Here is a 13345-nt window from a genome sequence, read left to right as displayed (position 1 = left end):
CGTCACAGTTTTGCCATGGCGCTGTCATGCACGCCTGCCAGTCTCCAGCAAACTGCGCCGGAGCCCGCCCATGACCCATGCCGAACTGTCCCGTCCCTCACGCAAGCAACGCGTGCGCACCCTGTGGATCTCCGACGTGCACCTGGGCACCCGCGATTGCCAGGCTGAACACCTGTCGCAGTTTCTCAAGGGCTACCAGGCCGACCGTGTCTACCTGGTAGGTGACATCATCGATGGCTGGAAGCTGCGCGGCGGCATCTACTGGCCGCAAGCCCACACCAACGTGATCCGCCGCTTGCTGACCATGAGCAAGCGCGGTACCGAGGTGATCTACGTAACCGGCAACCATGACGAATTCCTGCGCCGTTACTCCAAGCTGATTCTCGGCAATATCCAGCTGGTGGATGAGGCCGAGCACCTGACTGCCGATGGCCGCCGGTTGCTGGTGATCCATGGCGACCAGTTCGACGTGATCACCCGCTATCACCGCTGGCTGGCGTTTCTGGGTGACCGCGCCTATGAGTTCACCCTGGTGCTCAACCGTTGGCTGAACCACTGGCGTGCGCGCTATGGCTACGGCTACTGGTCGCTGTCGGCGTACCTCAAGCACAAGGTGAAGGGGGCGGTGAACTTCATCAGTGATTTCGAGGATGCGATCGCCCACGAGTGCACCCGGCGTGGTTTTCATGGGGTGGTGTGCGGGCATATCCACCATGCCGAGATCCGCAAGGTGGGTGAGGTGGATTACCTCAATTGCGGGGACTGGGTGGAGTCGTGCACAGCGTTGATTGAGCACTGGGATGGCAGTATCGAGCTGTATCGGCTGGCCGAGGCGCAGGCGCGGGCTTCGTCGGTTGTACGGGAACTGGCGTAAGGCTTGAGGGCCATGGGGCTGCTTTGCAGCCCATCCGACCGGTCCGGCGCCCCGGCAAGGCCGCTCCTACAGGGGACCGCGCAACCATGGGAAAGCCCATCGCGACAGGGGGGCGCGCAACCATGGGAAAACGCGGTCGGTGTAGGAGCGGCCTTGCGTCGCGACGGGCCGCAACGCGGCCCCAAAAAACCTACAGCTTGAGCTTGCCCAGCAGAATATCGCGGAACATCACGAAATCACCGGCAAGGCTATAGAACGGGTAGGTAAAGGTCGCCGGCCGGTTCTTCTCGAAAAAGAAATGCCCGACCCAGGCAAAGCCGTAGCCGAACAGCGGCACGGCGAGCAGCAGCATCCATTTGCCACTGCCGATGGTGTAGGCCAGCAGCGCGATCACCAGGCTGGTGCCGACAAAGTGCAGGCGACGGCAAACGGGGTTGCTGTGCTCCCCCAGGTAGTACGGGTAGAACTCGGCAAAACTGCGAAACTGCGCTGTGCGGTTCATGACAGTGCTCCGGGATTAATACTTCTGGACAAGATGCACGGCGTGGAGCCTGATTCGAGTCTAGAGTGATTGGCAGTGCCTACCAGTGACAATAGGCGCCAATTGAGTATCCTTGGGGTTCACCGCAGGAGCGGTCAGGAAGAAGCCTGTCATGAGTGAAAGAACCACGTCAGCCAGTTGGGCATCAGGGATTGTGAAGGCACTTGAACTGGAAGGGCTGGACTGCCGGGCCATGTTCAAGCAGTTGGGGCTGGACTTCGCCGCCCTCGACGACCCCGACGCACGCTTCCCGCAGGACTCCATGACCCGGCTCTGGCAACTGGCTGTGGAGCTGTCCGGCAACGAGGCTATCGGCCTGAACATGGCACGAGTGGTACGCCCGGCGTCGTTCCATGTGGTGGGCTATGCGTTGATGTCCAGCCGCACCCTGGCCGAAGGCTTCGAGCGGCTGGTGCGTTACCAGCGCATCATTGCCGAAAGCTCCGACCTCAGTTTCGTCCTCGGCGCCGAGGGCTATTCGCTTATCCTCACCGTACACGGCGATCACCTGCCGCCGACCCGGCACAGTGCCGAAGCCTCGCTGGCCTGCGCACTGGCGCTGTGCAAATGGTTGAGCGGCCGGCCAGTGCAACCACGGCGGGTGCTGGTGCAGGGGCCACAGCCCCGGAATGTCGAGCCATACAAGGTGGCGTTCCATTCGCCGCTGGTGTTCGGTGCGCCGCACGATGCGTTGGTGTTCGAGCGCGCCGACATGGAGGCGCCCTTGCCGACCGCCAACGAAGCCATGGCGGTGCTGCACGACCGCTTTGCCGGGGAGTACCTGGCGCGCTTCTCCGAAAGCAAGGTTACCCACCGCGTGCGCCAGGTGCTGTGCCGCATCCTGCCGCAGGGTGAACCGAAGCGTGAAACCCTGGCCCAGGCGCTGCACCTGTCGCAACGCACCCTGCAACGGCGGCTGCAGGAGGAGGGCACCAGTTTCCAGACCCTGCTCGACGACACCCGTCGTGAACTGGCCGAGCAGTACCTGGCCCAGCCGGGCATGACCTTGCTGGAAGCGGCCTACCTGCTGGGCTTTGCCGACCCCAGCAACTTCTACCGGGCGTTCCGCCGCTGGTTCGATGCCACGCCCAGCGAGTACCGCGCCCGCCTGGGGGCGGAAGCCGAAGTGCTCAGTGACGCCAGAACGCCGGCATACACAACACAAGCACGGTGATGATTTCCAGTCGCCCCAACAGCATGCCGGCGGCCAGGATCCACTTGGCTGCATCTGGCAGCGTGGCGTAGTTACCTGAAGGGCCGATCACTTCACCCAGGCCCGGGCCCACACCCGAAACCGTGCCGGCGGCGCCGGTCAATGCGGTCATCCAGTCCACCCCCAGCAGCGACAGCAGCAGCGCCATGACGCAGATGGTGATGGCGAAGAAGAACGAGAACGTCAGGATCGAGCGCACGATGTCTTCGTCGAGGCGGTGGCCGTTGTACTTCTGCTTGATCACCGCGCGCGGGTGAATCAGCTGGTTGAGGCTGGCCTTGAGCAGGATGTAGGCGACCTGGAAGCGGAAGATCTTGATCCCGCCTGCGGTGGAACCGGAGCAGCCGCCCACGAAGCCCAGGTAGAAGAACAGCATCAGCGAGAAGTTGCCCCACAGGCTGTAATCGCCCAGGGCGAAGCCCGTGGTGGTGACCACCGAGGTCACGTTCAGCGCCACATGGCGCAGCGCGTCAAGCCAGTGCAGGTTGGTGCTGTACCAGTACCAGGTACCCAGCACCAGCCAGGTGACCACCAGCATGCCCAGCAAACCCTGCACCTGCTGGTCGCGGATCAGCGCCTTGCGGTTGCCGCGCAGGGTGGCCACATACAGGGTGAATGGCAGGCTGCCCATGATCATCACCACCACCGCCACCCAGTGCACGGCGGGGATATCCCATTTTGCCAGTGACTGGTCAGAGGTGGAGAAACCGCCGGTGGAGATTGCCGACATGGCGTGGTTGATGGCATCGAACGGGCTCATGCCGGCCCACCAGAAAGCCAGCGAGCCGAGGATCGAGAAGCCGACGTAAACCCCGACGATCGACTTGGCGACCATGTGCGAGCGCGGCATGACCTTTTCCGAGCGGTCGGACGACTCGGTCTGGAACAGGCGCATGCCACCGATGCGCAGCAGCGGCAGGATCGCCACCGCCATGGCGATGAAGCCGATGCCGCCAAGCCAGTGCAGCATCGAGCGCCACATCAGGATGCCCGGCGACATGTTATCCAGCCCGCTGAGCACGGTGGCGCCGGTGGCGGTGATGCCCGACATGCTTTCGAAGAAGGCGTCGGTGTAGCTGATGTGCTGGGTCAGCAGGAACGGCAGGGCGGCGAACACGCACACCACCAGCCAACTGCTGACCGTGAGCAGGTACATGTCGCGCGGGCGCAGGTGCACATGCTCGGGGCGCCCCGGTACCACCAGCGCCAGGCCGGCAATGAACGTGATCAGGCTGGACCAGAGGAACGACGGCATGTCGCCGGTGCGCTCGAAGATCACCAGGGTCGCCATGGGCACGGCCATGCCCACGGCCAGGGTAATCAGGAAGATGCCGATGATGAAACCAATGATCCTTAAGGTCGGCAACGCCATGTGATCTGCTCTGACTCGATTCGGAAGGGCGCCATTCTACCTATGGGTCTGGTGATGTAAACGCTAGAATGGCCGCACATTCACCTGCCAGGAGGGTAGCCGATGGAGGCTCTCGACGCATTGCTCAACCGTGTTTCCGTGCCACGCCTGACCGACCCGGCGCCCAACGCCGCCCAGCGCGAGGCGCTGTTCCAGGCTGCCTTGCGCGCCCCGGACCATGGCCAGCTGCGGCCATGGCGTTTTCTGACCATCGAAGGCCAGGGCCGCGAGAAACTGGGCGAGCTGTTCGCCGAAGCGGTGCAGCACAAGGGTGATGCCACCCCGGCTGCACTGGACAAGGCCCGCGCCATGCCGCTGCGCGCACCGTTGCTGATCGTGGTGATTGCCAAACTGCAGGACCATTTCAAGGTGCCCAAGTCCGAGCAGCGCCTGGCAGCGGGCTGTGCGGCGCACGGTATCCTGATTGCTGCGCATGCGCAGGGGATCGGCGCGGTGTGGCGCACCGGTGACATGGCCTTTGATGCCCATGTGCACAAGGGCCTGGGCTTGGCCGAGAACGAGGAGTTGATTGGCTACCTGTATGTCGGCACGCCGCTGGCCGAACCGCGCACGGCGCCGATTCTGGAGACTGCCGATTTTGTCAGTGGGTGGGGTGAGTAACGCAGCCTTGGGCTGATTGCTGTATCAAGGCATCTGGCCCTTTCGCGGGTAAACCCGCTCCTACAACAGGCTACGCATACCTTTGTAGGAGCGGGTTTACCCGCGAAGAGGCCAGGTGCCTTTACATCACCTCAACTGCCAGCTGCCTCAGCCAGAGGCAACTCCAGCCTGGCCACAAACCCACCCTGCGGATGATTGCCCAGCACCAGGCTGCCGCCATGGCGCTCCGCCGCCTTGCGCGCAATGGCCAGCCCCAGCCCATGCCCCGGCGCCTCTTGCCCCGGTGCGCGGAAGAACGGTTCACCCAACTGCGCCAGGTGCTCTGTAGCCGCCCCCGGCCCGTGGTCGCGCACACTGATCACTATCCGCTCCTGCTCACGCACGGCGCTGACCTCCACCGGCTGCCCCGGCGGGTTGAAGCGCAGGGCATTGCGCAGCAGGTTGTCCACGGCCCGCTCGATCAGCGTTGGCCAGCCTTGCAAGGTCAACCCCGGCTGGGCCTCCAGGCGCACGTCCTGGTCTGGCGCGCTGAGCAGGGCGTCCTTGCGCACGCTGCCGAGCAGGGCATTGAGGTCGACCGGTTCGGCATGGGCCTGTTCGGCATCCACCCGGGCCAGGGTAAGAATTTCGCTGATCAGGTCTTCCAGCCGGTCGCACTCGCGGGTCAGGCGTGGCCACAGGGTCTGTCGCTGTTCGGGTTCGGCGCGTTCGGCCAACGCCAAGGCGATGCGTAGCCGGGCCAACGGTGAGCGCAGCTCATGGGACACGTCGCGCAGCAACTGGCGCTGGCTGCCGAGGGTGCTTTGCAGGCGCGCACCCATCTTGTTGAAGTCCTTGGCCAGCACACCGAACTCGTCGCGCCGTGCCGCCAGGCGCGCCAGGCTGTTCTGCTGGTAGGTGCTCTGGCCCAGGTCGTGCACGGCGCTGCGCAGGCGGCTTAGCGGGCGGGTGATGGACAGCGTCACCAGCAGGCTGAACAGGGTCAGCACCACCAGGGCAATGCCCAGCGCACTGAGTGGCCACATCAGGCTTTCGCGGTGCCAGGCGTCCAGCGCCGGGTGAGGGATGCGGTAGATCAGCAGGTAGGTTTCGCCGGTGTCGGGGCTGGTGTATTCCTCGGTCAGGCGGCGCCACGGCAAACGCCGCTGGTCATTGTGCTGGCGCGCCTCGAAGGCTGCCGCACGGCGCGGGAAGGTACCGGGTACCAAGGCCTCGCCGCTGTCGTCGAGCACCTGCACGTCGATTTTGTAGCGGTCCTTGCGCCGCTCCAGGAAGTGCTGCGCCGCATCCAGGCCTTCTTGCTCGTAATGCTTGGCCCATTTGCTGGCCAGGGTGTTCAGGCCCGGGTGGCGGCTGAGGATCCAGGCGTCCTGGTTGAGCATGTGGCCAAGCAGGATCGACAGGCCTGCGACCAGTGTGATGGCCAGCCAGAAGCTGGCCAGGATGCGCCAGAACAGTGAACGCAAGTGCACCTCCTAAACAGAAAAAGCCCGGCTCGCGCTGGGGCGGGCCGGGCATGTGGCGGACAGCTTACTGGGCCTTGGTGCCTTTTTCAGCTTTCCAGGCCTGGAACTCCTGCCACTCGGCTTTCTTGGCGGCGCGTTCCTTTTGCAGTTCGTCGAACTTCTTCTGCTGGTCAGGCTTGAGCAGGTTGCGCACGGCGGTGTCGGTCTTGGTGCGGCTGGCTTGCAGTTCGTCCTTCATGGCCTTCTGGTCAGCGGCCGGCAGCTTGGACAGGTAGCGCTCGGTGATGTCGCGGCGCTGCTGCATCTGCTCGCCCATCAGCTTGCCGATCTGCTGGCGCTGGTCACGGCTCAGGTCCAGCTGGTGGAAAGGCGCATCACCGCGATGATGCGGGCCGTCGTGACGCGGGCCGCCGTCAGGCATGGCCATGGCCACGGTCGGCAGGGCGGCGGCGAACATCAGGGCGATAAGGGTCTTGCGCATGGTGTCTCTCCTTTCATAGGCCGGTGGTTACCGGATGAGCACAGTCTAGGGAGATCACCGTCAAGCGCAGTCAGCGGATGGTAAAGGCTCGGTAAAGAAGGTCACAGGCAGTAGTAATAGCCACGGCTGCGCAGGGCGACGATGCGTGGCCGGCCATCGGCGTGCGGGCCGATCTTCTTGCGCAGGTTGCTGACGTGCATGTCCAGGCTGCGGTCGTACAGGGTCAGCTTGCGGCCCAGGCCGATCTGCGCCAGTTCCTGCTTGTCCAGCGGCTCGCCGGGCTGGCGTAGCAGGGCTTCGAGAATACGGCTTTCGGACAGGGTCAGGGTCATTTCGCGGCCATCGATGCTGGCCACGCCGCGGGCAGGGCTGTACACCAGGTCGCCCAGCTCTACCTGGCTGGTGGCGGCGGTGGGGTGGCTGCGGCGCAGCACTGCGCGCAGGCGGGCGGTGAGCTCGCGTGGGTCGCAGGGTTTGGCCAGGTAGTCGTCGGCGCCCAACTCCAGGCCGAGAATGCGGTCCAGCGGCTCACCACGGGCCGAGAGCATCAGCACCGGCAGCTCGGCATGCTCGCTGCGCAACTGTTTGAGCAACTCCAGGCCGCTGCCGTCGGGCAGCATCACATCCAGCACCACGGCATCAGGGGCATGCTCGGCCAAGGCCTGGCGTGCGCTCTGGCCATCGTGACAGGCACGTACGGTAAACCCTTCCTGGGTCAGCCAGCTGCCGAGCAGCTCGCACAGTTCCTGGTCATCATCAATCAGTAACAGCTCGCTCATGACTCACTCAATTCAACCATTGACGGCGGTCAAATCGGCCCGCCAGTGGCAAAGATACCGCAGACTGATGGCAACCGTATAACTGCTGATACCGCATCGCCTGCTTCGCGGGTAAACCCGCTCCTACAACGACCGTGCAGTTCCGAAGGTTTGTGCGGGCCACTGTGGGAGCGGGCAAGTCCGCGAAGCAGGCGATGCGGTCTCAGATCACGGCAATACTTGCTTGAATGGCTTGACCACGACCTTGTCGTACACGCCCGCAGCAATATACGGATCGGCATCGGCCCAGGCCTGCGCCGCCGCCAGCGAGTCGAACTCGGCAACGATCAGGCTGCCGCTGAAGCCTGCTTCACCCGGGTCGTTGCTGTCGATGGCCGGGTGCGGGCCGGCCAGTACCACACGGCCTTCGGCTTTCAGTTGCTGCAGGCGTTCGATATGCGCGGGGCGGGCAGCCAGGCGCTTTTCCAGGGAGTTTGCGACGTCGCTGGCGATAATGGCGTAGAGCATGTCAATCCTTGGGTTTGGAGGTAGAAGGGTCGTCGTGCAGGTGGCGCGACAGGTACACGCCTTGCGCCACCAGGAAGATCACGGTCATGCCCAGGCTGCCGAACACCTTGAAGTCCACCCAGAAGTCCTGGAAGGTGAAGGCGACAAACAGGTTGGCCGCGCCGCAGAACAGGAAGAATGCGATCCAGGCCACGTTAAGGCGAGCCCAGATGGCATCGGGCAGGGTCAGGGCGTGGCCCATGATGCGCTTGATCAGCACCCGGTCGCCGATGAAGTGGCTGCCGGCAAAGCCCAGGGCGAACAGCCAGTTCACCACCGGCGCCTTCCACTTGAGGAAGGTTTCGCTGTGGAAGGTCAGGGTCAGGCCGCCGAATACCAGGCAGGCGACCAGGGTCAGCCACTGGCCCTTTTCCAGCTTGCGCTGGCGCAGGAACAGCGCGCCGTACACCACCAGCGAGCTGATGATCAGCATGGCCGTGGCGCTGTAGATACCGCCGAACTCGAAGCTGTGGCCGGCGACTTCCATGGGGCGCGGGTCGAGCTTGTAGACGATGAAGAACAGCAGCAGCGGGATGAAATCGATGAATTGTTTCACAATGGCAGCCAGAATCGGGATGTGACGGCATAATAACAAACATCGAATCCAGCGAAAGCGCTCCTCCATGAATGTTGATCTGCACTGTCACAGCACGGCCTCCGACGGCGCCCTGTCGCCCACGGTACTGGTTGCCCGGGCCCATGAGCACGGGGTGCAAACGCTGGCCCTGACCGACCATGACACCCTCGAAGGCCTGCCCGAGGCACGTCAGGCCTGCCTGGAGCGGGGCATGCGCTGGGTCAGCGGGGTAGAGCTGTCGTGCACCTGGGGCGGTGCCACCATCCACGTGCTGGGCTATGACTTCCCGCTCGACGCGCCGCCGTTGCTGGCGGCGATCGAAGCCTTGCACCGCGGCCGCTGGCTGCGCGCCGAAGAAATTGACAAACGGTTGGCCGCCAAGGGCATGCCCGGCACCCTTGAAGGTGCCCGCGCCGTGCAGCACGAACTGGGCGACAGCGGCAATGCCCCGGCGCGCCCGCATTTTGCCGAGTACCTGGTGCGTGCCGGGCACGTCAAGGACCGTGGCGAGGCGTTTCGCAAGTGGCTGGGCGCCGGCAAGCTGGGGGACGTGAAGCAGCATTGGCCGAGCCTCGACGAAACCGTTGCCACGCTGCGGCAGTCCAAAGCCTGGGTGAGCCTGGCGCATCCCATGCACTACGACCTGACCCGCAGTAAGCGCAGACGGCTGATTGCCGACTATATTCAGGCAGGTGGGCAGGCACTCGAAGTGGTCAACGGGATGATGCCTGCCGAGCAGGTGGGCACCATGTCCATCCTTACCCGTGAGTTCGGCCTGCTGGCAAGTGCTGGCAGTGACTTCCACGGCCCCGGCACCTGGGGCGAGATCGGTGCCTATCGGCCATTGCCCGAGGATCTGCCACCTTTGTGGCGTCGATTCAGCCATGAACAGCCTTTGGCGCTATGAACAGGACGACTACGTGAGCCAATTTTTCCAGATTCATGCGGAGAACCCGCAGGCGCGCCTGATCAAACAGGCCGTTGAGATCATCCGCAAGGGTGGGGTGGTGGTGTATCCGACCGACTCGGCTTACGCACTGGGTTGCCAGATCGGCGACAAGGGCGCAATCGAACGTGTGCGTACATTGCGCAAGCTGGACAAACAGCATAACTTCACCCTGTTGTGCTGCGATCTGTCGCAAATGGGCCTGTTCGCCAAGATCGATACCTCGACCTTCCGCCTGCTCAAGGCGCACATCCCGGGGCCCTACACATTCATTCTCAACGCCACCCGCGAAGTGCCGCGTCTACTGATGCACGAGAAACGGCGGACCATCGGCTTGCGCGTACCGTCCAACCCGATCGTGCTGGCGCTGCTCGAAGAGCTGGGCGAGCCGTTGATGAGCGTGAGCCTGATCTTGCCGCCTGAAGAAGAACCGATGACCGACCCGTACGAGATACGTCAGCGGCTGGAGCACCATGTCGACCTGATCATCGACGGTGGTTACGGCGACCTCAAGGCCTCGACCATCATAGACCTGACAGGTGATGAGCCTGCGCTGATCCGCGAAGGCTGCGGCGACCCCAGCCCGTTCCTGGTCGACGCGTGAGCCAGCTGGAAGCGCCCGAGGCGCCGGCCGGGCAGGCCGAGGAGCCTCGGCAGTTGCAATTGGCCCTGGTCTACGGCGAAGCCCTGACCGAAATGCCGCTGGACCTGTACATCCCGCCGGACGCCCTGGAAGTCATCCTGGAAGCCTTCGAAGGCCCGCTGGACCTGTTGCTGTACCTGATCCGCAAGCAGAACATCGACATCCTCGACATCCCGGTAGCGGAAATCACCCGCCAGTACATGGGCTACGTGGAGCTGATGAAAAGCGTGCGCCTGGAGCTGGCTGCCGAGTACCTGGTGATGGCCGCCATGCTCGCCGAGATCAAGTCGCGCATGCTGTTGCCGCGCTCGGCCGAGGTCGAGGAAGAGGAGGGCGACCCGCGCGCCGAACTGATCCGCCGCTTGCAGGAGTACGAGCGCTTCAAGGCCGCCGCCGAAGGCATCGATGAATTGCCGCGGCTTGGCCGTGACGTGGTAGTGCCGCGCCTGGAAGCGCCGCAGGCCAAGGTGCGCAAGCTGTTGCCGCAGGTCAGCCTGGAAGAGCTGCTGGTGTCCATGGCCGAGGTAATGCGCCGCAACGACCTGTTCGAGAGCCACCAGATCACCCGTGAGACGTTGTCCACCCGCGAGCGCATGAGCCAGGTACTGGAGCGCCTCAAGGGCGGCGCTTTCGTGCCGTTCGTCGAGCTGTTCGGCGTCGACGAGGGCAAGCTGGGCGTGGTGGTGACCTTCATGGCGATTCTTGAGCTGGTGAAGGAATCGCTGATCGAACTGGTGCAGAATGAACCTTTCGCCGCCATCCACGTGCGGCTTCGCCCGGCGCTTGTTGAAGAACCCGATGAACCTGAATGAACCGCGCGACCTGGCGTCGCTGATCGAAGCCTTCCTGCTGGCTTCGGGCAAGCCGCAATCCCTCGAGCGCCTGTACGAGTTGTTCGAAGAGGCCGAGCGGCCTGAGCCCAAGGTGTTCAAACAGGCCCTGGAGGTGCTGGGCAAGTCTTGCAACGGCCGCGCCTTCGAACTCAAGGAAGTGGCCAGCGGCTACCGCCTGCAGATTCGCGAGAACTATGCCCCCTGGGTCGGTCGCTTGTGGGAAGAACGCCCGCAGCGCTATTCGCGTGCCTTGCTGGAAACCTTGGCGCTGATCGCCTATCGCCAGCCGATCACCCGGGGCGAGATCGAGGACGTGCGTGGCGTGGCGGTAAACAGCAACATCATCAAGACCATGATGGAGCGCGAGTGGATTCGCGTGGTCGGCTACCGCGAAGTGCCCGGGCGGCCAGCGATGTTTGCCACCACCAAGGCGTTTCTCGACCATTTCAACCTCAAGAGCCTGGATGAGTTGCCCGCGTTGGCCGAGCTGCGCGCGATGGAGCCCGAGCCACTGCTTGACCCGGATGATGCGCCCGTGCCGGCGCACCTGCAGGCGCTGGCTGATGCCAGCCTTGGGGAAGAGGAGGAGGTAGGTGAGCCGAAGGAGGAGACCAGCTTCCGTAGCTTGCTGGTGGAACTGGATGCCATGGAAGAAGGGCTGAAGACCGATTTTGAAGATTTGCGTGGGGAAGAGCCTGAGGTTTCTGTGGAGGAAGAGGGCAAGGTACAGCCTTGATTCTTCTGTTGCCTGCACCGGCCTCTTCGCGGGTAAACCCGCTCCCACAGGGATACCACAGGTCCTGAGAGCGGCACGGTACCTGTGGGAGCGGGTTTACCCGCGAAAGGGCAGGCACTGCCCACACACCACCATTAGGCAGAAACCCCTGCCAATGCCCACAAAACCCTCTACGCTCCAGTGCGTTCCCCCGCCGAACCGCGTATGATGCGCGGCCTTTTGGCGCTTCCGTCGCCAGAAAACCTATTTCATTCCTACACCGGGAGGTGCCCAGATGAGTGAGCAAGACCTGCAAAATACCGAAATCACCCCGCCAGCCGGCGAAAAGCTGCAGAAAGTGCTGGCACGCATTGGCGTGGGCTCGCGCCGTGACGTCGAGGCCTGGATCAGCCAGGGTCGCATCAAGGTCAACGGCGTTGCTGCTACCCTCGGCCAGCGCGTCGACCTGCACGATGCCATTGCCGTTGACGGCAAGCTGATCAAGCGCGAAGAGGCTGCCGAGGCCACCCGCCGGGTGATCATGTACAACAAGCCCGACGGCGAAATCTGCACCCGTGACGACCCGGAAGGCCGCCCGACCGTGTTCGACCGCCTGCCACGGCCAAAAGAAGGCCGCTGGATCAACATCGGCCGCCTCGACATCAACACCACCGGCCTGCTGCTGTTCACCACCGACGGTGAACTGGCCAACCGCCTGATGCATCCGTCCTACGAGATGGACCGTGAGTACGCGGTACGTGTGCGTGGTGAAGTCGATGACGAGATGATCGAACGCCTGAAGGCCGGCGTGATGCTGGAAGACGGCCCGGCCAAGTTCACCGACATCCAGAAGGCACCGGGTGGCGAAGGCTTCAACCACTGGTACCACTGCGTGGTGATGGAAGGCCGCAACCGTGAAGTACGCCGCCTGTGGGAGTCCCAGGGCATGGTGGTCAGCCGCCTGAAGCGCGTGCGCTTCGGCCCGGTGTTCCTCAACTCCGACCTGCCGATGGGCCGCTGGCGTGAAATGTCCCAGGGCGAAATCGACATCCTGGCCGCTGAAGTAGGCTTGCAGCCGGTCGCGCTGCCAACCCTGAACCTCAAGGCCAAGGACAAGATGGAGCGCCTGCAGCGCAAATCGTCCCGCCCGATGGGGCGTGGCGAGCGCGTGCGTAACCTGCGCCCGGCGCACGAAGGTGCTGCTAGCGGTGAGCGCCCTGCGCGTCAGCCGCGTGAAGAGGCCCCGCGCAAGGGCAGCCGCGGCAGCGCCGTGGCCGAGCGCCCGAGCGAGATGCGCAAGCGCCCAGGCAAGCCTGAAGGTGACAAGCCGGCCGGCCGTGGCCGCGGCAAACCGCGTGGCTGATTGGGCTTTGTGGTAATCGGGAAACCAGCCTTCGGGCTGGTTTTTTATGGCTGTGAGAATTTGGGGCTGCTTTGCAGCCCATCGCGACGCAAGGCCGCTCCCACAAAGAAGCGCCTACGCAGATCTCTTGTGGGAGCGGCCTTGTGTCGCGATAGGGCCGCAAAGCGGCCCCAAGATATTGAACCAAAAGAATTTTTCGGACGACTGGCAAGTTCTCAAACCACACTGTAAAGAAATTTATACGAAGCTGGCCGATTTCCGTCCTCATTTCAGAACATGCCCAATCGCGTAAACAAAACTTGCCGCCTCTGATGCCCCAAGTGCCCCGCCCACACC

At 63.6% G+C, this 13345-nt stretch carries 15 protein-coding genes; 8 read left to right on the top strand and 7 right to left on the bottom strand.

What is annotated here, in order from left to right; translation table 11 throughout:
* Positions 1 to 70: 70 nt before the first annotated feature.
* Entirely contained in the window at positions 71 to 874 is an 804-nt protein-coding gene (locus tag IAE39_RS21080) for a UDP-2,3-diacylglucosamine diphosphatase (protein WP_201206149.1), read from the top strand.
* A 190-nt stretch (positions 875 to 1064) separates the two neighbouring features.
* Here IAE39_RS21080 and IAE39_RS21075 read toward each other — a convergent pair whose 3' ends face one another.
* Positions 1065 to 1376 carry a DUF962 domain-containing protein gene (locus IAE39_RS21075; RefSeq protein WP_201206147.1) on the bottom strand — a complete coding sequence of 104 codons (312 nt, stop codon included), beginning with the start codon at positions 1374 to 1376 and terminating at the stop codon, positions 1065 to 1067.
* Between the two features lie 151 nt (positions 1377 to 1527).
* On the opposite strand from IAE39_RS21075, the gene IAE39_RS21070 reads away from it, so the two are divergent.
* Positions 1528 to 2589: an AraC family transcriptional regulator gene (locus IAE39_RS21070; RefSeq protein ID WP_201206145.1), complete on the top strand. Its 1062-nt coding sequence runs from the start codon at positions 1528 to 1530 to the stop codon at positions 2587 to 2589.
* Here the strand turns inward: IAE39_RS21070 and IAE39_RS21065 are convergent.
* Entirely contained in the window at positions 2546 to 4000 is a 1455-nt protein-coding gene (locus IAE39_RS21065) for a TrkH family potassium uptake protein (RefSeq protein ID WP_201206143.1), read from the bottom strand. The two genes, IAE39_RS21070 and IAE39_RS21065, sit on opposite strands and share 44 nt — an antisense overlap.
* A 102-nt stretch (positions 4001 to 4102) precedes the next feature.
* Between IAE39_RS21065 and IAE39_RS21060 the strand changes: the two genes are divergently transcribed.
* Complete coding sequence (locus tag IAE39_RS21060; RefSeq protein WP_201206141.1) at positions 4103 to 4660, top strand: nitroreductase family protein; 558 nt, start codon at positions 4103 to 4105, stop codon at positions 4658 to 4660.
* Positions 4661 to 4791: 131 nt separating this feature from the next.
* On the opposite strand, the gene IAE39_RS21055 is transcribed toward IAE39_RS21060, so the two are convergent.
* The 5 genes from IAE39_RS21055 to IAE39_RS21035 all read right to left on the bottom strand — a co-directional run bounded on the left by IAE39_RS21055 (position 4792) and on the right by IAE39_RS21035 (position 8488).
* Positions 4792 to 6132: a sensor histidine kinase gene (locus IAE39_RS21055; RefSeq protein ID WP_201206139.1), complete on the bottom strand. Its 1341-nt coding sequence runs from the start codon at positions 6130 to 6132 to the stop codon at positions 4792 to 4794.
* 58 nt (positions 6133 to 6190) lie between these two features.
* Positions 6191 to 6607 (bottom strand): Spy/CpxP family protein refolding chaperone, encoded by a 417-nt coding sequence (locus IAE39_RS21050; RefSeq protein ID WP_201206137.1) that lies wholly within the window; start codon positions 6605 to 6607, stop codon positions 6191 to 6193.
* A gap of 101 nt (positions 6608 to 6708) precedes the next feature.
* Complete coding sequence (locus IAE39_RS21045) at positions 6709 to 7386, bottom strand: response regulator transcription factor (RefSeq protein ID WP_201206135.1); 678 nt, start codon at positions 7384 to 7386, stop codon at positions 6709 to 6711.
* 207 nt (positions 7387 to 7593) lie between these two features.
* Positions 7594 to 7893 (bottom strand): YciI family protein, encoded by a 300-nt coding sequence (locus tag IAE39_RS21040; RefSeq protein ID WP_015271283.1) that lies wholly within the window; start codon positions 7891 to 7893, stop codon positions 7594 to 7596.
* Between the two features lies 1 nt (position 7894).
* Positions 7895 to 8488: a septation protein A gene (locus tag IAE39_RS21035; protein WP_201206133.1), complete on the bottom strand. Its 594-nt coding sequence runs from the start codon at positions 8486 to 8488 to the stop codon at positions 7895 to 7897.
* 67 nt (positions 8489 to 8555) lie between these two features.
* On the opposite strand from IAE39_RS21035, the gene IAE39_RS21030 reads away from it, so the two are divergent.
* From IAE39_RS21030 to rluB, 5 genes are all read left to right on the top strand, one after another.
* Entirely contained in the window at positions 8556 to 9416 is an 861-nt protein-coding gene (locus tag IAE39_RS21030) for a PHP domain-containing protein (RefSeq protein ID WP_201206131.1), read from the top strand.
* Positions 9417 to 9429: 13 nt separating this feature from the next.
* On the top strand, positions 9430 to 10059 hold the full coding sequence (locus IAE39_RS21025; protein WP_201206172.1) for an L-threonylcarbamoyladenylate synthase: 630 nt from the start codon (positions 9430 to 9432) through the stop codon (positions 10057 to 10059).
* A 125-nt stretch (positions 10060 to 10184) separates the two neighbouring features.
* Positions 10185 to 10910: a segregation and condensation protein A gene (locus tag IAE39_RS21020; protein ID WP_201206174.1), complete on the top strand. Its 726-nt coding sequence runs from the start codon at positions 10185 to 10187 to the stop codon at positions 10908 to 10910.
* The gene (scpB, locus tag IAE39_RS21015) at positions 10897 to 11667 is read left to right on the top strand and encodes an SMC-Scp complex subunit ScpB (protein ID WP_201206129.1); all 771 of its coding nucleotides are present in this window, start codon (positions 10897 to 10899) and stop codon (positions 11665 to 11667) included. The genes IAE39_RS21020 and scpB overlap by 14 nt, the downstream gene beginning before the upstream one ends.
* Positions 11668 to 11941: 274 nt before the next feature.
* Positions 11942 to 13009 (top strand): 23S rRNA pseudouridine(2605) synthase RluB, encoded by a 1068-nt coding sequence (gene rluB / locus IAE39_RS21010; RefSeq protein WP_201206127.1) that lies wholly within the window; start codon positions 11942 to 11944, stop codon positions 13007 to 13009.
* Positions 13010 to 13345 lie beyond the last annotated feature (336 nt).

It is taken from the genome of Pseudomonas sp. S37 (genome assembly GCF_016658545.1).
Lineage (GTDB): Bacteria > Pseudomonadota > Gammaproteobacteria > Pseudomonadales > Pseudomonadaceae > Aquipseudomonas.
This window is presented reverse-complemented; position numbering and strand designations above follow the sequence as displayed.